The organism is Vibrio chemaguriensis (assembly GCF_012275705.1).
In the GTDB taxonomy this organism is placed as follows: Bacteria; Pseudomonadota; Gammaproteobacteria; order Enterobacterales; family Vibrionaceae; genus Vibrio; species Vibrio diabolicus.
On the sequence record NZ_SHOE01000004.1, the window covers coordinates 167,119 to 185,944 of the forward strand.

The following is an 18,826-nucleotide window of genomic DNA, read 5'->3' on the forward strand; positions in this document are numbered from 1 at the left end:
TGACAGGGAATCAAATGAACGGGACTCATCCAAATAATCTCCAGATGAACAAAGTAGAACTGATTCGTTTTGGTCATCACTTTAAAGCGATTAAAAAGAATTGGCTAAGCATCGCAGCTTTCACGCTTCTGTTTTCATTAACTTGTACTTGGTATATCTACTCCAAAGCATCGATATACCAAGCTACAGCAACGCTACTCATCCAAGAAGAGCAAAAAAGCGCCCTTTCAATCGAGGAAGTATATGGCGTCGACACGACAAAAAAAGAGTACTTCCAAACGCAAATCGCCATTTTAAAATCGAATCATATTGCAGATAAGGTCATTAGAGAGCTGAACCTCACTCAACTACCGGAGTTCACAAGTTCAGGGGGGTTAAATAAAAAAATCGACCAAATAAAGTCGATTCCTCTTGTTCAAGACCTACTGAATGTGGCACCAAGCCCAAAAGAAACCGCTCAATTTTCAGAGTCCTATTATCAGGCACTTCAAGCTTTCAGAAGTAAACTCGATATTGAGCCAGTACGTAACACCCAATTAGTCAGAATTCGCTTTCGTTCTACCGATCCTAAGCTTGCTACAACAATCGCCAACGCGGTCGGCCAAGCCTACATTGACGCAAATTTTGAAGCCAAATTGGTCGTTACACAAAATGCGGCCACTTGGTTGACAAATAACTCACAAAAATTGGAGGAGCGATTACGTAACTCTGAGCAAGCGCTGCAAGAATTCTTGTTAAAAGAAGGGTTGATCGATATAAACGGTATTGATGAAATTTACGCAAATGAGCTAGAAGAACTCACTCGCAAGCTGAATGTCGCTGTTAATAAGCGTATTGAAGCACAGACGTTAATCCAACTGTTAAGACGTAAATCTTCACAAAGTTTAGACAGCTTGCTGTCAATTGATGAATTCGCTAATCAAGCGCAGATCCGCGACCTCAAATTATCGGAAGCTCAGGCAGCCAAAAATCTCTCTGAGCTGGCACAGCGCTACGGCCCCAAGCATGACCGAATGATTCAGGCGAAAGCGCAGCTCGCTGAAATTCAAGCAAGAACCCAGCAACTCATTCGTGACATTTCCTTTAGCAAACAACAAGACCTTCTTGCTGCAAAGGCGCAAGAGGACATGCTTCGAGCAGAACTCGATAACAAAAAGTCCGACTTCCAATCGTTAGGGTCACAAAAAGCGCGTTACGAACAGTTAAAACGCGAGGTTGAATCCAATAAGGCACTCTATGAAGCGTTCTTAATTCGTGAGAAAGAGACCAACGCCACCAGCGACTACAAGAATGTCACTGCACGCTTTACTGACAAAGCCATTATTCCTCTATTCCCGGTGGCACCACAACGAATCAAACTGGTACTGATTGCCACCTTTTTTGGCTTTGCCATTGCTTGCGCTCTGGTCATCATCTTAGAAACGATGCGAGAAGTTATCCGAAGCACAGCCGATGTGCAGGAAAAACTTGGTGTTACGTGTTTAGGTGTGATTCCTATGGTCAAAAAACGCAATTTGCGTAAAAACGGCGTCAGTTATACCGCATATTTAGATGATGAAGAAAAGCTATTTAGTGAAGCTTGCCGCTCCGTCAGAACCTCGCTTCTGCTCAGATTAACCAACACGAAGCAAAAGATATTGCCCTTTACCTCTGCTATTCCAGAAGAAGGAAAAACATCGACCAGTATCAATATGGCGGTGTCGTTTTCAAAAATGGAAAAGGTATTGATCATCGACTGCGATTTACGCCGACCTTCCATCGCAAAACGGTTTGGTATTGCTGAATCAAGCCCAGGCTTAACGCATATCCTGACTATGGATACGCCAATCAAAGATTGTGTTACACATATAAAAGAAGCCAACTTAGATGTATTACCAGCAGGCCTAATTCCGCCAAACCCACAGGAACTGCTAGCTTCTGATCGCTTTAAAAAGTTGCTCGAACATTTTCAAAATAAGTATGACCGGATCATTATCGATACACCGCCCCTACTGTCAGTGAGTGATGCACTTATTCTTGGTCAGTATGCCAATGGTCTGATTACCGTCATTCGCTCAGAATCGACAAAATCATCACTGGTTAACCTTGCGTTATCTAAACAAATACAACACTCAGTTCCATCTCTTGGCGTCTTAATCACACAAGCCAAGACTAAGGAAGGAGAAACGCTTTATGTCCAGAAATACGCCTACTAACTCAAACGCATCTTGGTACCAAACGTTGAAAAGCCAAGAACAACCAGTATTGCTCTATCAAATGGGCAAAGTAGGTTCGAGTGCATTAGAACATTCCATTCCTAACTCGATTCACTTGCACGATCTTATGACTGTCGATGCGCAAAAACAGATATCCCCTGTAAGAGCGCAATTGTATAAACCTCAGATCAATGCGTTAAAGCGACGACTCAAGCGCATAGCGATGAGCCGTATGTTAAAGCGCAAGAAAAAAGTTCGAATTATCTCGCTGGTGCGTGAACCGATCGGACGAAATGTCTCAATGTTCTTTCAAGCACTTCCGTTTTGGATGGCGGATAAATATCTAAAAGATGACAGCGCAATACGTACCGAACGACCGCAATTACTCCAAGAGGCATTTGATAAGCACATGAATCATCAATATGCGCTGCAGTGGTTTGACAACGAGATCAAACAACTAACAGGGATTGATGTGTTTAACGAACCTTTTAATCACGAAGTAGGCTATCAGACATACCATAACAATAACTTTTCACTGTTGGTCATTCGAAGTGACAAGCTAAAGCAGGCTAACTCCGCAGTTGAAGGCTTTTTAGGTTACCCCGTGGATGTTGTTTATGAAAATCAGTCAGACAACAAATGGTACTCGCCACTAATGAAAGAATTCAAAACGCAATTTCAACCTACACCCGAGTACGTTGAAGAAATGCTGAATTCTAAATTGACGAAGCACTTTTTCTCAAATGCAGAAATCACCGACCTTAAACAGCAATATCTGACCAATTAATCATGAAAACCAAGATTCTACATATTATTAATGATCTTTCTCAGAACGGCGGTGCTCAGAAGTTCTTAGTCGACCTTGTTTTAGAACATAAGCCTGAATACGAAATCAAAATTTTGGTCTTGTGTGATGAAAATGATTACTTACCAACGCTATCCGCCCAAGGGATAGAGTGTTTTAACTGGCGCACTTTGTCATTGAGTGAGAAATACTGTTTGCTGCGTTGGCCGCATGTCGTTCACGGGCACCTCTACCCTTCCATTTATCTAGCGCTATTGGCGGTAGGTAAAAAACGAATCCAGACTGAGCACTGCTCTTACAACCGTCGACGTGACTATCCGTTGTTTAAGTTCATGGAATATGTCTTGTATTGGGGCCACGACTTGACGGTCAGTATTAGTGAAAAAGTACAAGATGAACTGGTGAAGTTCATGCCTCGCTACCAACATAAATATCACGTGGTGCACAATGGCGTTGATTTAAAAAGGTTTCCTATGATGCCGAAGTGCGCCAGCCACCTGATCGACAAACCAGTCATCAAGATTGGCATGGTGGGCCGACTTCACCAACATAAAGATCATGAAACGCTTATCCAAGCACTTGTCCATTTACCAAGACGATACGAGCTCCATCTTGCTGGAGATGGCGAAAAAAAATCGCCACTGCAAGCATTGGCAACAAAGCTCAACGTCACGCAACGTGTTCACTTTCATGGGGTAGTTTCTGATGTTCCAGCGTTTTTGAACGACATGGACATTTACGTGCAATCATCGCATGTCGAAGGCTTTGGCTTGGCGGCGGTTGAGGCCATGGCAGCAGGCTTACCCGTATTATCATCGGACGTACCCGGTTTGGATGACGTCACCGGACGTGCCGAATATTTATTTCAGGTTGGTAACTCAAATGAGCTGAGCCAGAAAGTGCTCCAGCTGTGTGAAAGTGTTGAGCGGTATGACGCTGCAAGTCAATACTCAGTCAATAGGGCCTCTCTCTACACCATCGATAAATTTCGTGAAGGTTACTATGGAATCTACCAGCAGCTTTGCACCAACAAATAGCTCCGCGCCATCGAGCCATCGAGCCTCATGGTTTGCAGCATGCCTATTAGCATTGTTCTTTATTCCTATGAAGTTTCGTGCTGGAGGAATAGCACTAGCACCATCAGACATCGTAAGTCTTTTGTCCATTGGTTTTACAGCGTTAGTGGTATTGGAAGGAAAAGCTGAAAAACTCATGCATCCCTGCATGGGGTTCCTCGTATTGTTCACTGGGTATGTGTTCTTAAATGGCCTGCTAAATCGCGTCCCCCTAATGCCGCTAGTTATAGAAACCGTGCAATGGCTGGCGATTCTCTGCTTGCTTAGCCTAATGTACGCCTATGGCGTGTTTGATGATGAATGGGTAATGGTTTATTTCACTTATCTGCTGTTTTTCATCTGTACGCTCGTTGCCTTATGGCACTTTGCTCAAGGCTATCAAAGCGGGTTTAAGTTACTCGGGGTAAGTAAATACGGGTTCGGTGTACTTTGCTCACTATTGTACCTTTATCGGGATAAAATTCGCGCTTTCCACCTTTTGATGCTCGTTGCTTTGGTATTACTGGTGTTGTCGCAAGAAAGAAAAGCACTACTTGGTTTTTGTCTGCTTTTCTTCTTTGACCAGCTGCTCGTAAAAAACCTGATGAGAAAATCGCTTAATGAAACGTATACGTGGACCATTTTATTGGCCTTAAGCTTTATGGTGTTCACTGCCGTCGCAACTACACTCTATGTTGGGTTTGAAACGTTAGCAGACACATTGGAAATAACCCAAGAAGACGTCTTATTTGCCAACCAAAGTGAAGCTCGCTGGGTGTCGAACCTTCATAGAAAACTCTTACTTGCCAATGGGCTAGATATTTTACTTCAACACCCGGTGTTAGGTGTCGGCGCGAAAATGTTACCCAACTTTATGATCAGTTACTTTAACTATGATGAGCTGGCGATCTACACCCACAACTTTGTGTTAGATACCGCAATTGAATACGGGTTGCTCGGTATCGCCCTATTATTTGGTGGTTATTTTCTTTTTATTCGCTTTTGCTTCCGTAGTCTCAATGACAACAGAAAAAGCCTCTTACTCGCGATATACGCCCTCATCATGGTGTTCTTCGTTGCGGTAAATACCACCATCATTTTAATACTCTTATTACCCGTCATGATAAGCATGAGCCGCGAGTCAAAGGTCAACACCATTACTCATACTTTTCCGGTAAACCATCACCATGAATTTGAATAATCAAGGATAGGATAGATGAAGTATTCAATCTCTCGACAATTTGAAAAGAACCGAGAACTCCAAGCTGACAATTTTGTTTTAGTTTACCAAATGGGCAAAGTTGGCTCATCGTCAATTGAGCACACGCTGGGAGAAAGAAATATCCCGAGCTATCACATCCACACCTTTGATGATCACGAAGAATTTCACATGTATCACAATAAAAAAGACGTGAGTAAATTTTTCGATTTCAAAAACCGTGCGCTCTACCGCTTAGTACTCAAGCAACGAAAACGTATCTTACAAAAACGCGAACAGATCAAAATCGTCACACTGGTCCGCGATCCAATCGCAACAGTCTTTTCTCGTTTCTTTCAAGACCTCCATTTGCAATTTATCGAAGGCAAAAAGAATGATGCAATTCACCGAGATATGGCAGTCACGTATCAGCACCTCGAACATTGTTTCGATAACTATATCAATCTCAACTATTTTGCGGACTGGTTCGACAACGAGTTAAAACGTAACTTCAATATCGATGTGATGCGTCAAGAATTGGACAACACTCAACCTTTCTTCACATTCAAGAACGAGCAAGCCAACGTCATGCTAATCAAATGCGAAAAGCTCAGCTCTCTCGATAAAGAAATTGGCGAGTTTCTCGGGCTGCAAGACTTCGTGCTGAAAAACAGCAATGAAGCGAAAAACAAGTGGTACTCCAATATCCACCAGCACTTTAAGCATCACTACGACTTTTCAAAGCTGTTCTATATGTACGATCTTCCCTTATATCGCCACGTTTATTCAGAACAAGAACGTGATGCTTTCAAGCATAAATGGATGCAGACAGCAGGAACAAAATCATCATGAAAAAAGTGCTCCATATTACAGAAGCCTTCGGAGGTGGCGTTCAAACCGCCCTCTATAGTTATGCTCACTCCTCTCGAGATGAGCCCTATCAACATTTCTTGCTAGCCAGAGCTCGAGAAAACGACTTAACCAATGAAAACAACCATCATATTTTCACACAGACCAAATGGGTGGAAGGCGGCTTACTTCAATTTGTTCGCGATGCAAACCACATGATTGCATCACTTGCGCCTGACGTTGTGCATTTGCACTCGAGTAAAGCGGGATTTCTCGGGCGATTTCTAAAACTTGGCAAGGCGCGCTTGGTTTACACTCCGCACTGTTATGCTTTCGAACGTGAAGATATCTCCGAATTCGCGCGCCAGCTCTATAAAGCGCTAGAGAAAGTAAAACTAAGCAAAATTGATGTGGTGGCAGGCTGTAGCCAACGAGAATGTGACCTAGCCATTAGCATTGGTGCGAAACGTGCCGAGCTGCTCAACAACTACGTGTCCTATCAAAGTGAAGAGCGTTTATTGCGAAACAGACAAGAAGCGCTGCGACTTGTTGTGCTTGGTCGTGTCGCGCCCCAAAAGGATCCGCAATTTCTCATCGACACATTGCAACACCTTAATCGATATGCGCTTAACCGCCCATTAGATATCACTTGGATAGGTGGCGGTGACCACACACTCGAACAAAAATTGCGTACAGAAAATGTGGATGTGACTGGCATGTTGCCTCGTGATGAAGTGGTTAAAAAGCTCAAGGGTTCAGACCTTTACTTACATACTGCAGCATGGGAAGGGATGCCGTTAACTATTCTAGAAGCAGCCAAATTACATCTTCCTATGGTAATTCGAACTATCGGCGCGACCAAAGATCTCAACTACCCATTTTTAGCGCTAACACCTGAAGAAATGGCCAAGCAGATCGCGCACTGTGTCAATTATTATGATGAAATTGATTTTTGCCAATATACAACAGCGTTAAACGACGCCTTCAGTGAAGAAAAACAGCGCCTCGCACTCAATAATATTTACGGTTAAATACCTCTATGTTTCACACTATTCAACAAAAATTACTGTTGATGCCCAGCGGTAAAAAAAGCTTGCTATCTACTGGATTGAAAACCGCAATCACGCGTGTGTTGAGTGCGCTATTTGCTTTTTTACTGACACTGATTGTATCGAAGGCCAGTGACGCTTCGACTTCCGGTCAATTTTTCTTTTTATTCAACCTAGTCTCACTACTCGCGATCGTTTCTCAGCTAGGTTTTGATGTCTCATTAGTTCGCTACAATGCGATCGCCTTTAACAACAAAGAGACACTTCAACAAAGCCACAACTATAAAACGGCACTTTATCGAAGTATGGCGTTTTGCTTGCTAGCCATGGCCGTTTTGTTGGTAGGATTTAATCTGTTTCCTGAACAGCTAAACCAGACCCAATCGCCAATGCATGCGATTACTTTAGGCTTGTTCTGCATACCGTTTTTGGTGCTTGCACAGACCAACAGTCGTGTGCTTCAAGCATGTAGAAAGGTCGTGTCATCACTGTTTGCTTTACAGCTTGGCGTGAGTATGTTGATGGTCTTTTTTGTCTTTGGCTTGGACTATATCGGTCAGCAAAATATCAACAATCTGATGACCGCACTGCTTCTGGCGAGTGTGGGCGTCGCGGTAATATCCAGTGTTAATTGGCTAGGTTCAGGTCAGTATCAGACATCAGCTTTCGTACCAAACAAAAAAATGGTCGCTTCTGCCAAGCAAGTCTGGATTGGCAGTATCTTCACGAACGTCCTTCAATGGGGAAGCCTTGTCATTGCGGGCTTTTTTATCTCAACAGCGGAACTCGGTTTATTAGCCGCAGCTCAACGTACATCACTGCTGATTGGCTTTGTGCTGATTACCATTAACTTTGTGGTCGCTCCTATGTTTGCCTCTCTCTACAAAGAACGTCAAATGATCAAACTGCAAAGCCTTAGCCGTTTAGCTTGCCGGGCCAACGTTGGTTTGGCCATTGTGCCCGTGATTATTTGCACTCTATTCCCAGAGTTTGTGATGCGGTTTTTTGGTGAAGAGTTTCTTGCTGCTGCGCCACTGTTAGTCGTCCTGTCTTTAGGGCAGTTAGTCAATGTTGCGACTGGCTCTGTAGGATTTTTATTACTCATGAGCGGTCACGAAAGAACCATGAAATACATTACAATTTCCTCCGGCACAATTTCTATCTGCTTGCTCATTGCGCTTTGCCAAACGTTCGGTGTTATTGGTGCAGCATGGGCGATGGCAATTGGCATGGCAATTCAGAATCTAGCAGCGTTGTACTTTGTAAAACGTTACTTAGGCTTCTTTCCAATAGGTTAATTATGGTTTCAATACTGACACGGATAAGTTTTGTTTTCGTTCTGACGCTTACGGCTTCACTCTCTTTGTGGAAAAGCTCTGACTTACACCATGCCACTTACCTGCAAATGGAAACCTACTTAGGTGGATCGAGTACGCTTCACTTTACTTTCAGTTTATTGATCGGCTTTTTATCGGTCTTCACCTTCCCCTCTTTAGTAAGTTCAAGTAAAGCCGACGTGTTTGGCACCCGCCTTTTGCTACTGCTGTTGGCTATCGTTTCAATGGAAGAAATAAGTCAACTTTTTATTCCAAGTCGCTCGTTTAGTTTTGATGATCTCAGCACCAACTGGATAGGCATTATCTCGGGTTACTTTAGTGCCAAGTTGATTCGCGTCCTGCGCACTCGCTCGTTCTCTTGAAATAAGCACCTCAAGGTTATTTGGGTATATAATTACGCCAAACAATCAGACTAACGAGTACATCATGTCATCTCACCCAACCAAAATTACTTTTTTTGAATTCTTAACCCCGTTGATCACATCAGGCAAAAAAACGATTACGATTCGAGATGAATCAGAAAGCCACTACGTTCCAAATACAGAAGTCGAAGTTTTTACCTTAGAAACGGATCGTAAAGTCTGCGATATCAAAATACGCTCTGTAGAACCACTCAACTTTGAAGATATCAATGAGTTTCATGCTGAACAAGAAGCCATCGAACTACCAAAACTCAAGCAGTTAATTCGAGAAATCTACCCAAATACCGACACGCTATTTGTGATTGAGTACGAGCTAATCAAATAACCCACAACAAAAACTAGACGACTGGTCTAATTCATTCTATAGTACGCTTCATGAACGCAAAGACGAACGACACACGCCAACATATTCTCGACGTCGGATACGAGTTAATCGTAAACCGAGGGTTTACGATTGTTGGCCTTTCAGAGCTTTTAAAAAAGGCCGCGGTGCCGAAAGGCTCGTTTTATCATTACTTCAAATCCAAAGAACAATTTGGTGAAGCGATGATTCAAGACTACTTTACTAAGTATTTTGAGCGTTTAAACGCACGCTTTACCAATACCGATCTGAATGGCTACCAACGCCTAATGAGCTACTTTGAAGAAATGGTCAAAGTAGAAGACGACGTATGTAATGCGAACAAATGTTTGTTGGTCAAGTTAAGTGCGGAAGTCTCCGATCTCTCAGAGTCCATGCGTCTAGCGTTACGCCAAGGTGCAGACAAAACCATTCAAGCAATGGCGGATTGCATTGACGTAGGCATTCAAGATGGCTCTATCCCAAATGGTGACAGTGCTTTATTGGCAAGGCAGATATACTACCTTTGGAACGGCGCAAGCTTGCTGAACAAACTGTATCAAGATCAGGCAGCATTAACGCAAAGTCTGACCTATACTCAACATCTACTGCAAAACACGCGAACTTGCCCATAGTAGGTAGCGTAAAAGTAAGATGAACACCCTACATGTGTTTCACAGTTGGTAATAACTCCTGTGATTGCACAATACACCTTCCCGCTCTATGAGCGGGATATTTTGAAATCAAAACTAGACGACCGGTCTAATCAATAAGTGAGATAAATATGACTAACGCAACAAATCGCAGAATCGTACTCGCGTCACGTCCCCACGGTGCCCCAACAAAAGAAAACTTTCGTCTAGAAGAAGTGGCGAAACCGACTCCTCAAGATGGTGAGATGCTACTGAGAACCGTTTACTTATCTCTCGACCCATACATGCGCGGTCGCATGAGCGATGCCGAGTCATACGCCGATCCTGTTGCGGTTGATGACGTAATGATCGCTGGCACAGTTTGTCAGGTAGAAGCATCGAACCACCCAGATTATGAAGCGGGTGAATGGGTTCTTGCATACACTGTTGGCTGGCAAGACTACGCCATCTCAACTGGTGAGATGGTGATTAAACTTGGCAAAGAACCACAAAACCCATCATACGCTCTAGGTGTTGCTGGCATGCCAGGTTTTACCGCGTATATGGGCTTGCTCGATATCGGTCAGCCAAAACCAGGTGAAACCATTGTGGTAGCGGCCGCGACAGGCCCTGTGGGCGCGACCGTTGGTCAAATTGGCAAAATCAAAGGTTGCCGAGTTGTTGGTATTGCAGGCGGAGAAGAAAAGTGCCGTTACGCCAAAGAAGTCCTTGGCTTCGATGAATGTATTGATCACAAAGCTGACGACTTTGCAGAGCAGTTGAAAAACGCCTGTGACCAAGGTATCGATGTTTACTTCGAAAACGTAGGTGGCAAAGTATTCGAAGCTGTAATGCCACTTCTGAATACCAGCGCACGTATCCCACTTTGTGGTTTGATTTCTCAGTACAACGCAACAGAACTGCCTGAAGGTACCGACCATCTTCCATTATTAATGGGTAAGCTGCTGACTAAACGAATCAAGGTGCAAGGCTTCATCATTTTTGATGACTACGGACATCGTTACGGTGAATTTGCGCAAGATATTAATCAATGGTTGGCAGAAGGAAAGATCCAATACCGTGAACATCTAGTACAAGGACTGGAGAATGCACCAGAAGCATTTATCGGTCTGTTGGAAGGTAAGAACTTCGGCAAGCTTGTAGTACAGATTAACGACCCATTATAAGGAAGGGATAAATAAATGATTAAACTTCACCATCTCAATCAGTCTCGCTCAAAGCGCATCATTTGGTTACTTGAAGAGCTAAATGTGGATTACGAAATCGTGCCTTATGTTCGTGACAAAGTGACTTTCATGGCACCGCCTGAGCTAAAGAGCGTTCATCCGCTCGGTAAATCGCCCCTGCTTGAAGATGATGGCGAGTTCATCATTGAATCAGGCGCGATGACCGAATATTTGATTGAGAAGTACAGTGATGGTGCGTTGGCTCCTGAGCGTGGGACGAAGGCGCACACTGAGTACCTACAATGGATGCACTTTGCTGAAAGTTCAGCAATCTTACCAATGTTGTTAAAAATCTTTATTAGCAAAGAGCCAAACGAAACTCAATTTCTATCAGGCTATGCTGACAAAGAAGCGATGAACGTTCTGGGTTATTTCGAGCAATCGCTAGAAGGCAAAACTTACCTAGTAGAAGAACGTTTAACTGGCGCAGACATCATGATGTCATTTATTGTCGAGCTCGTGCATAAGTTCGGTTTGGCTGGTCACTTCCCGAATATTGAGCGCTATGGAAAACAACTCGCAACGCATCCAGCGTTTGAAAAAGCTGAGCAAATTGAAGTGAAGTACTCCTAATCATTCCGCCCCTTTGATGTTCAGTAAAGCGATATCAAAGGGGCGATTTCCGACATTAGCCTTGTCAACAAAGCGCAGTTCATGCAAATGCCAGCGTGCTCTTTTTACCCTTTTCGCCAATACGTTAATAAACCAATCATAAAAATCAGCTAAGAATTTGATTCTAAGTTACTTTTCATCATCGTTACCACCTATTGAATTGATAAGCAGTATCAGTTTTTGCTTCCAGCTTTTCCGTAATAATCTTCTCTTCAGTTGCTAAGGTATTGATCCCTGGAGGGGAAGAAAAATGACAAATAAGAAATTAACCACCGCCGCAGGCTGTCCTGTCGCCCATAATCAAAATGTGATGACTGCAGGTCCTCGTGGTCCCCAACTACTGCAAGACGTTTGGTTCCTTGAAAAACTGGCACACTTTGACCGCGAAGTGATTCCTGAGCGTCGTATGCACGCCAAAGGCTCAGGCGCTTACGGCACCTTTACTGTGACTCATGACATCACCAAATACACTCGCGCGAAGATCTTCTCGGAGATTGGTAAAAAGACCGAACTATTTGCTCGCTTTACCACCGTTGCGGGGGAGCGCGGTGCCGCCGATGCAGAGCGCGACATCCGTGGTTTTGCGCTAAAGTTTTACACCGAAGAAGGCAACTGGGACTTGGTTGGTAACAACACGCCAGTGTTCTTCCTCCGTGATCCACTAAAATTTCCAGATCTAAACCACGCGGTGAAACGCGATCCACGCACCAACATGCGCAGCTCGACAAACAACTGGGATTTTTGGACATCACTACCAGAAGCATTCCACCAAGTTACGATCGTTATGAGTGATCGTGGTATTCCAGCGTCTTACCGTCATATGCACGGCTTCGGTAGCCACACATTCAGCTTTATCAACGCAGAAAACGAACGTTACTGGGTGAAATTCCACTTTAAAACTCAGCAAGGCATCAAAAACCTGACTGACCAAGAAGCAGAAGCGATCGTAGGTAAAGACCGCGAAAGCCATCACCGTGACCTTTACGAAGCGATTGAGCGTCAAGACTTCCCTAAATGGAAGATGTACGTACAGATCATGCATGAGCTAGAAGCGGATGAAGTGAACTTTAACCCGTTCGATCTAACAAAAGTATGGTCACAAAAAGATTATCCATTGATCCCAGTAGGCGAGTTTGAACTGAACCGTAACCCAGAAAATTTCTATGCGGAAGTTGAGCAATCCGCGTTTAACCCGGCAGCTATCGTTCCTGGAATTGGCTTCTCGCCAGACAAAATGCTGCAAGGCCGTCTGTTTGCATACGGAGACGCGCAGCGTTACCGCCTAGGTGTAAACCATCACCAAATTCCAGTTAACGCGCCTCGTTGTCCGGTACACAGCTACCACCGCGATGGCGCAATGCGCGTTGATGGCAACTTTGGTTCAACACTAGGTTACGAGCCAAACTACAAACAAGAATGGGCAGAGCAACCAGATTACTCTGAGCCACCTCTACGCATCAACGGCAATGCTGATCATTACGATCACCGTGTAGACGAAGACTACTTCAGCCAAGCGGGTGACCTATTCCGTCTTATGAGCGAAGAACAGCGTCAAACTCTATTCGACAACACCGCTCGTGCAATGGATGGTGTGCCAGACTTCATCAAAGAACGTCACGTTAACCACGCCTACCAAGCGGACGAAGCTTACGGCAAAGGCCTTGAGATTGCGCTAGGCTTAAACAAGTAAACGGACACTGCACCAGCAAATGCTGTGATAAGAAGACATAAAAAAGGAGGTGCCCCAAAGCACCTCCTCATTCAAGTTCGTTAATCACACACTAATGCTCAAGGGGAACGATCATGATCAACTTAAATTTCTTCAAGCTCTTTGATACTAAAGAACTGTTTATCTACTACTGATTCTTAGCAACGGCTTTAATCAGAACAGACGTATCCATGCGGCCTAAACCATCGCGTTGAAGGTCTGCGTATTGCTCATCCACTTTCTTAGTCAGTGGGAGCTCTAGACCCACTCGCTCTGCTTCTTGCAGACAGAAGCCTAAGTCTTTGCGCATCCAATCAATCGCGAAGCCAAAATCAAACTTATCTTGCGCCATTGTCTTGGCGCGGTTTTCCATTTGCCATGACCCTGCAGCACCGTGCTTGAGTGTTTCAACTACTTGTTCAATATCCAAACCGGATTTCTGCGCGAGTAACAACGCTTCGCTCAAGCCTTGAAGCACACCACCAATACAGATTTGGTTTACCATTTTACAACGTTGACCTTGGCCATTTTCACCCAGAAGCGTCATTTGCTTTGCATATACGTCCATCACTGGAGACACACGATCAAAAATGTTCTGCTCGCCACCACACATGATGGTTAGTACACCATTTTCTGCGCCTGCTTGACCACCAGATACCGGAGCATCAATGAAGTGATTGCCATATTTGGTACAAGCATCGGCCAATTCAACGGCTAAATCAGCGGAAGTCGTGGTGTGATCAACCAGTACCGCGCCTGCTTTTAGACCGACTAGAATCCCTTCTTCACCGTATACAACGCTGCGCACGTCATCGTCATTACCGACACAAGTAAATACGATATCGCAACCTTCTGCCGCTTCTCGCGGTGTCTCACACGCAATGCCGTTGTATTCTGCAGCCCATTTATCAGCTTTGGCTTTAGTGCGGTTGTATACTTTGGTTTCATACCCCGCTTTGCTCAAATAGCCCGCCATTGGGTAACCCATAACACCCAAACCAATAAATGCTACTCGTTGTTTTTCCATTGCACGCTTCCCTTAGTTCACCTGACTGAAATGTTTTGTAACATGCTACTAAAGAATTGAAAACATTACTCGTGATTTATCCTTCACTCGCGGCACAAATAAAAGCGAACCGCGATGTCGGAGTAAATACCAAAAGCATTCATCAGGGTCATCGAGGCGACATTTCTCAGAAGTTAAATGTTAAGACACTCTACGAGCTTGCAACAAAGCCGTGGCGTTCAACATGGCATCCTTGGTACTGACATCCAAGACTTGGATTTTTCGAAAACGTTCCGGTTCTTTAATCGCCACATCGTGAGCAAAAATCACAAACTTCGCTTTCTCGATGTCTTTCTCGGTAATTCGGTTGATGATGCCATTCGCGCCTTGGGTTTCGACTTTAATCTTAATGCCGAGTGCACACGCTGCTTTTTCCAATGACTTAGCCGCTAAGAACGTATGTGCCACTCCTGATGGACAAGATGTGACCGCCAAAACATCCGCCTCACCTTCGCCTTGAACGGAACCATATACTTGAGAATGACCAGTGTAGCTTTCATCTTCGGTGACGGTTTTCTTTAGTGCAATCACGATCAACGCCGTGGTAACAGAGCCCGCAATCGTGCCGATGATGTAACCAATTTTTCCATCCACAACAGGGAGAACAATCCAACCGCCCCACGGTGCATGGTTCATTACGTGGAACATAAAGCCAATCACGTTACCAACGATGCCACCCGCCACAATAGCGGGTAACACTCGCGCAGGGTCACCAGCGGCAAAAGGAATCGCACCTTCGCTAATACCGATCATCCCCATAATACCTGCGGCTTTCCCCGCTTCGCGTTCATCTCGCTTGAATTTACTCGGCGCCAAAAACGTGGCTAGTGCCATACCCAATGGCGGCGTACAAATCGCAATACCGACCCCGCCCATCAGCCATGGTTGCGTGTTCACTTGGGTTTGAGCAAACAACGTCGCCACTTTGTTGATTGGGCCGCCCATATCAAACGCGGTCATTGCCCCAAGCACAGTTCCGAGCATCACTTTGCCTGACCCCGCCATGCCCGTCAGCACCTCGTTCATGGTGGTCATTGCGCTGGCTATCGGAGCACCTATCACCCACATCACCGCGCCGCAAGTAACAAACGTACCGACTAGCGGATAAATAAAAATCGAGCCAAGCGAACTCATGCTGTCTGGTAGCTGAATTTTCTTTAATAGCCAAACGACAAAGCCAGCAAAAAAGCCGACCACAATCGCACCTAAAAAACCCGTATTGTAATGACTGACCGCAATCCAAGATCCAATCATACCCGGCGCAAGGCCCGGCTTGTCGGCAATGGAATAAGCAATGTAACCACCAAGCACGGCAGTAAACAATGTCAGGCCAGCAATCCCCATTTGGGCAATATCGGCCAAAATGCCCTCTTGTGGTACACCACCGTGACCAGAGATCATCACCGACAACGACAACAACACACCGCCCGCAACGATAAACGGGATCATGTGGGATGTGCCAAACAGCAGGTGCTCTTTAATGCGACCAAGTTTTTGCGCCCAAGGGCTTAGGGGTTCTGATGTAAATTCTAAAGAAGTTGGGAGAAATTCATTGGATTGAGTTTGAATATCAGTCAGCATCTCAAGCGCTTCTTCTCGCGATTGAGCCAACTTGAGCTTTTCAACAAAGCCGTCTTCGATAATTTTGGTGGAAATTTGTGCCAATACTTCAATGTGATGATGATCATCACCATCTGGAGACGCCAGCATGAAAAACACATCGGACAGCTCGCCATCTTCGGCGCCATAATCAATCCCATTACGGCTGATCCCGACCGCGACAGCTGGTTGCGCTACAGCATCACTTTTGGCATGAGGGATCGCAATACCATCATCAAATCCTGTGTTACCGATCTCTTCTCGTTTCCAGATATCTGCCAAGAACTGGCTTTGACTATTGAGCTTGCCGGCGGCCTCTAGCATCTCGACCAGCTCTTTGAGCGCTTCATCTTTGGTTTGAGCTTTTAGATCTAAACATATCGTTTCCAGCTCAATTAGGTTTGTGATGTCCATTGTTTTACCTTCCAATATTCACGCTCGAATATATACCCAAGTGAGTTTGAGATATAGGATCCCCTGGCTCGTATGCGTTCCTACTCATTTGACTTGGGCATAGATTAACCAGTGCCTACCCTTTGATATATAGGACTAAAAGTGCATTAACTGGATTAATGTAACATGAGATTCAAACTGTGATAGAGCTCTTGCGTTAATCCAGCTCAAATCAATTCAATCTGCGGTGGCTGTGCTAATATCCACAAAAAATAAAATGGATAGAACATGAAAATCGTAGCGGTGACAGCATGCCCTACAGGCATCGCTCATACTTATATGGCAGCAGATGCACTAATGAAAGCTGCGCCAAAACATAACGTGCAAATTAAAGTAGAAACGCAAGGTGCGATGGGGATAGAAAATCAGCTCACTCCTCACGATATCGCTCAAGCGGATCGGGTTTTGATCGTGTCGGATATTGAGATAGAACAACCTGGCCGATTCGAAGGGACGCGTAAAATTCAAATCCCCATTGAAGAGGTTTTGCTGAACGTCGACAAAGTATTCCTCGTTCACTGCCGCGACTAAATTTGCAGATGAACGAATACCAAATCACCTTTTTCGTCGATAATGCAAATGCCAGTGCGCACCTTGCTCAGCCACTCAATCGAGTGGCAAAAAAGTTCAAAAGTACCTTACATATCATTAATGTAACGCAAAATCGTGTTGCGGAACTCACAAAGTCCGTGGCGACTTTGCAAGCAGGTCTACAACAAGGTGATTTGTGTCAAATCACAGCGATTGGCATTGACGCAGAGCTGGCCTGCTTCGTCATCAAAGACATGATTGCTGAACACTTTACGGTGGTGGGATCTCATATCAACTATGAGTTTTCTAGCCAACTGGCCGAGCGTTTACCGCAAATTTGCCCACCTTGTGAAATCAAATGGCAATACGCCAAAGCGCATACCGAGCTCACCAAGTTTGAATGCCTTAAAGGATTAGCTCAGCTGATCCACCCCATTCATCCTGACGAGCTGATTCTTGCTTTTATTAAACGCGAAGAACGCTCATCAACTTGCGTGACTCCGGGGATCGCTCTACCACACGTGATGTTTTCAGGTGTTGACCATATTTCTATTGCTGTTATTGCGAATGAAAAGTCGATGGATTGGGCTTCGAAGATGGGTGATGTTCATCTGGCTATAGCACTGGTGATGCCAGAAAAGCCGACCCGAGAACAGATCATTGCGGCCACTAACCTCACAAGAAATCTGCTTACCGATCAAATGGCGGAACGCCTACTACTAACAAAAAGCAGCGTCGACTTACAAGCGCTGCTGATGTACGCCATGTCGAGGCTGCTCGCCTAAACTTATCTATGACTTACGCACTTAGAGTGAAGGCTTAAATCGAACCGCGATATTCCGTCGGCGTTCTACCTGTACGGTTCTTAAATACTCGGCAGAAATAGTTCACGTCTTTAAATCCACAGCGCACTGACACGTCATTGAGTTTGAAGTTGTATTTCTTGAGCATAAACTTCGCGCGATCCACGCGTACCCAAGTAATGTAGTCTGCCAAGGTCATGTGCCCCTGCTGACGGAACAAGCGCGACAAATGGTTCGAGGAAATACTGAATCTCGACGCAATGCTGTCACGCGTGATTGGGCGATGGAAGTTCTCTTGAATGTAGATGCAGATCCCTTGATAGAGATCTTGCACACGGCTATGTGACTGCTGCTCGACTGGCGCATCCAACATCGTCTTCGAGTATTGCAGCAATGCTTGCAGTAAAAGCTCATCCATTGGTTTTTTAGTGTTCTCACGAGCCAGTGAGCTCAGCGCTTCTAAGATGTTATCTATCGCAAATCCTGAACGCGTTTGGATGCTATGCTTTTGAATATCGTAAAAGTTTGCCTCACCTTTGTGTTTACTCACCAAACTTAACCCAAGTTGTCGACGCCCAAACAAAATACTTAACACTGAGCAATTGGTATCCCAGTCTGGTTTATTCCAACAGTTAGGTGGAATAAATATCGCATCACCTTTTTTAGCAACGATGTGCGTTACTTTTCGATCATGGCTTTCCATTTCATTAATATATTCCCCATCCAGAACTAACTCTAGGCGAGGAAAATTAACTTGATAGCTAAATTCAGGCGGCGTATGAAAATCTCCTGCAAACCAAATATTATGAAATGGCTCTCTTTCATTTAATACCGCTGAAATTAAATCATGAAAAATCATTGTCTCACACTCTATATATGCATCAATGATGCTATTTACTATAGATATACACCGGACTGGACTTTT

Annotated in this window: 18 protein-coding genes; 15 read left to right on the forward strand and 3 right to left on the reverse strand. The window is 44.6% G+C overall.

Features of this window, described 5'->3' with window-relative positions; translation table 11 throughout:
- The first annotated feature begins 14 nt into the window (after window positions 1-14).
- The 13 genes from EX191_RS06270 to katE2 all read left to right on the forward strand — a co-directional run bounded on the left by EX191_RS06270 (window position 15) and on the right by katE2 (window position 13,431).
- Window positions 15-2,195: a GumC family protein gene (locus EX191_RS06270; RefSeq protein ID WP_193447361.1), complete on the forward strand. Its 2,181-nt coding sequence runs from the start codon at window positions 15-17 to the stop codon at window positions 2,193-2,195.
- Window positions 2,173-2,982 (forward strand): putative capsular polysaccharide synthesis family protein, encoded by an 810-nt coding sequence (locus tag EX191_RS06275; protein WP_193447362.1) that lies wholly within the window; start codon window positions 2,173-2,175, stop codon window positions 2,980-2,982. Before EX191_RS06270 ends, EX191_RS06275 begins: the two co-directional genes overlap by 23 nt.
- A gap of 2 nt (window positions 2,983-2,984) precedes the next feature.
- A complete protein-coding gene (locus EX191_RS06280; protein ID WP_006742216.1) occupies window positions 2,985-4,037 on the forward strand; it encodes a glycosyltransferase in 1,053 nt (350 codons plus the stop codon).
- Complete coding sequence (locus tag EX191_RS06285; RefSeq protein ID WP_193447363.1) at window positions 4,003-5,256, forward strand: O-antigen ligase family protein; 1,254 nt, start codon at window positions 4,003-4,005, stop codon at window positions 5,254-5,256. Before EX191_RS06280 ends, EX191_RS06285 begins: the two co-directional genes overlap by 35 nt.
- A 15-nt stretch (window positions 5,257-5,271) precedes the next feature.
- Window positions 5,272-6,105 (forward strand): putative capsular polysaccharide synthesis family protein, encoded by an 834-nt coding sequence (locus EX191_RS06290; protein WP_006742218.1) that lies wholly within the window; start codon window positions 5,272-5,274, stop codon window positions 6,103-6,105.
- Window positions 6,102-7,133: a glycosyltransferase family 4 protein gene (locus EX191_RS06295; RefSeq protein WP_193447364.1), complete on the forward strand. Its 1,032-nt coding sequence runs from the start codon at window positions 6,102-6,104 to the stop codon at window positions 7,131-7,133. Before EX191_RS06290 ends, EX191_RS06295 begins: the two co-directional genes overlap by 4 nt.
- 8 nt (window positions 7,134-7,141) lie before the next feature.
- Window positions 7,142-8,449 (forward strand): oligosaccharide flippase family protein, encoded by a 1,308-nt coding sequence (locus EX191_RS06300; protein ID WP_193447365.1) that lies wholly within the window; start codon window positions 7,142-7,144, stop codon window positions 8,447-8,449.
- A gap of 2 nt (window positions 8,450-8,451) precedes the next feature.
- Window positions 8,452-8,850 carry a VanZ family protein gene (locus tag EX191_RS06305; protein WP_193447366.1) on the forward strand — a complete coding sequence of 133 codons (399 nt, stop codon included), beginning with the start codon at window positions 8,452-8,454 and terminating at the stop codon, window positions 8,848-8,850.
- 64 nt (window positions 8,851-8,914) lie between these two features.
- Window positions 8,915-9,235 (forward strand): N(4)-acetylcytidine aminohydrolase, encoded by a 321-nt coding sequence (yqfB, locus tag EX191_RS06310; RefSeq protein ID WP_047008452.1) that lies wholly within the window; start codon window positions 8,915-8,917, stop codon window positions 9,233-9,235.
- A gap of 50 nt (window positions 9,236-9,285) precedes the next feature.
- Complete coding sequence (locus EX191_RS06315; RefSeq protein WP_193447367.1) at window positions 9,286-9,885, forward strand: TetR/AcrR family transcriptional regulator; 600 nt, start codon at window positions 9,286-9,288, stop codon at window positions 9,883-9,885.
- Window positions 9,886-10,034: 149 nt separating this feature from the next.
- Window positions 10,035-11,069 carry an NADP-dependent oxidoreductase gene (locus EX191_RS06320; protein WP_006742222.1) on the forward strand — a complete coding sequence of 345 codons (1,035 nt, stop codon included), beginning with the start codon at window positions 10,035-10,037 and terminating at the stop codon, window positions 11,067-11,069.
- A 15-nt stretch (window positions 11,070-11,084) separates the two neighbouring features.
- Window positions 11,085-11,702, forward strand: coding sequence for a glutathione S-transferase family protein (locus tag EX191_RS06325; protein WP_006742223.1), 618 nt, complete (start codon window positions 11,085-11,087; stop codon window positions 11,700-11,702).
- A 289-nt stretch (window positions 11,703-11,991) separates the two neighbouring features.
- On the forward strand, window positions 11,992-13,431 hold the full coding sequence (gene katE2, locus EX191_RS06330; RefSeq protein ID WP_193447368.1) for a catalase KatE2: 1,440 nt from the start codon (window positions 11,992-11,994) through the stop codon (window positions 13,429-13,431).
- Between the two features lie 166 nt (window positions 13,432-13,597).
- Here katE2 and EX191_RS06335 read toward each other — a convergent pair whose 3' ends face one another.
- Both EX191_RS06335 and EX191_RS06340 read right to left on the reverse strand, forming a co-directional pair.
- Window positions 13,598-14,476: an NAD(P)-dependent oxidoreductase gene (locus tag EX191_RS06335; protein WP_193447369.1), complete on the reverse strand. Its 879-nt coding sequence runs from the start codon at window positions 14,474-14,476 to the stop codon at window positions 13,598-13,600.
- A gap of 180 nt (window positions 14,477-14,656) precedes the next feature.
- Window positions 14,657-16,528 (reverse strand): fructose-specific PTS transporter subunit EIIC, encoded by a 1,872-nt coding sequence (locus tag EX191_RS06340; RefSeq protein ID WP_193447370.1) that lies wholly within the window; start codon window positions 16,526-16,528, stop codon window positions 14,657-14,659.
- A gap of 267 nt (window positions 16,529-16,795) precedes the next feature.
- Here EX191_RS06340 and EX191_RS06345 point away from each other — a divergent pair, with 267 nt between their 5' ends.
- Together EX191_RS06345 and EX191_RS06350 are read left to right on the forward strand one after the other, a co-directional pair.
- On the forward strand, window positions 16,796-17,098 hold the full coding sequence (locus EX191_RS06345; RefSeq protein ID WP_005463048.1) for a PTS fructose transporter subunit IIB: 303 nt from the start codon (window positions 16,796-16,798) through the stop codon (window positions 17,096-17,098).
- Between the two features lie 8 nt (window positions 17,099-17,106).
- Window positions 17,107-17,883 (forward strand): PTS sugar transporter subunit IIA, encoded by a 777-nt coding sequence (locus tag EX191_RS06350; protein WP_193447371.1) that lies wholly within the window; start codon window positions 17,107-17,109, stop codon window positions 17,881-17,883.
- Between the two features lie 34 nt (window positions 17,884-17,917).
- On the opposite strand, the gene EX191_RS06355 is transcribed toward EX191_RS06350, so the two are convergent.
- Entirely contained in the window at window positions 17,918-18,760 is an 843-nt protein-coding gene (locus EX191_RS06355) for a helix-turn-helix transcriptional regulator (RefSeq protein ID WP_193447372.1), read from the reverse strand.
- Window positions 18,761-18,826 lie beyond the last annotated feature (66 nt).

Excerpts from the sequence above, each read along its gene's own strand:
- EX191_RS06270 (WP_193447361.1), top strand. The coding sequence starts at position 15 with ATGAACGGGACTCATCCAAATAATCTCCAGATGAACAAAGTAGAACTG.
- EX191_RS06275 (WP_193447362.1), top strand. The coding sequence starts at position 2,173 with ATGTCCAGAAATACGCCTACTAACTCAAACGCATCTTGGTACCAAACG.
- EX191_RS06280 (WP_006742216.1), top strand. The coding sequence starts at position 2,985 with ATGAAAACCAAGATTCTACATATTATTAATGATCTTTCTCAGAACGGC.
- EX191_RS06285 (WP_193447363.1), top strand. The coding sequence starts at position 4,003 with ATGGAATCTACCAGCAGCTTTGCACCAACAAATAGCTCCGCGCCATCG.
- EX191_RS06290 (WP_006742218.1), top strand. The coding sequence starts at position 5,272 with ATGAAGTATTCAATCTCTCGACAATTTGAAAAGAACCGAGAACTCCAA.
- EX191_RS06295 (WP_193447364.1), top strand. The coding sequence starts at position 6,102 with ATGAAAAAAGTGCTCCATATTACAGAAGCCTTCGGAGGTGGCGTTCAA.
- EX191_RS06300 (WP_193447365.1), top strand. The coding sequence starts at position 7,142 with ATGTTTCACACTATTCAACAAAAATTACTGTTGATGCCCAGCGGTAAA.
- EX191_RS06305 (WP_193447366.1), top strand. The coding sequence starts at position 8,452 with ATGGTTTCAATACTGACACGGATAAGTTTTGTTTTCGTTCTGACGCTT.
- yqfB (WP_047008452.1), top strand. The coding sequence starts at position 8,915 with ATGTCATCTCACCCAACCAAAATTACTTTTTTTGAATTCTTAACCCCG.
- EX191_RS06315 (WP_193447367.1), top strand. The coding sequence starts at position 9,286 with ATGAACGCAAAGACGAACGACACACGCCAACATATTCTCGACGTCGGA.
- EX191_RS06320 (WP_006742222.1), top strand. The coding sequence starts at position 10,035 with ATGACTAACGCAACAAATCGCAGAATCGTACTCGCGTCACGTCCCCAC.
- EX191_RS06325 (WP_006742223.1), top strand. The coding sequence starts at position 11,085 with ATGATTAAACTTCACCATCTCAATCAGTCTCGCTCAAAGCGCATCATT.
- katE2 (WP_193447368.1), top strand. The coding sequence starts at position 11,992 with ATGACAAATAAGAAATTAACCACCGCCGCAGGCTGTCCTGTCGCCCAT.
- EX191_RS06335 (WP_193447369.1), bottom strand. The coding sequence starts at position 14,476 with ATGGAAAAACAACGAGTAGCATTTATTGGTTTGGGTGTTATGGGTTAC.
- EX191_RS06340 (WP_193447370.1), bottom strand. The coding sequence starts at position 16,528 with ATGGACATCACAAACCTAATTGAGCTGGAAACGATATGTTTAGATCTA.
- EX191_RS06345 (WP_005463048.1), top strand. The coding sequence starts at position 16,796 with ATGAAAATCGTAGCGGTGACAGCATGCCCTACAGGCATCGCTCATACT.
- EX191_RS06350 (WP_193447371.1), top strand. The coding sequence starts at position 17,107 with ATGAACGAATACCAAATCACCTTTTTCGTCGATAATGCAAATGCCAGT.
- EX191_RS06355 (WP_193447372.1), bottom strand. The coding sequence starts at position 18,760 with ATGATTTTTCATGATTTAATTTCAGCGGTATTAAATGAAAGAGAGCCA.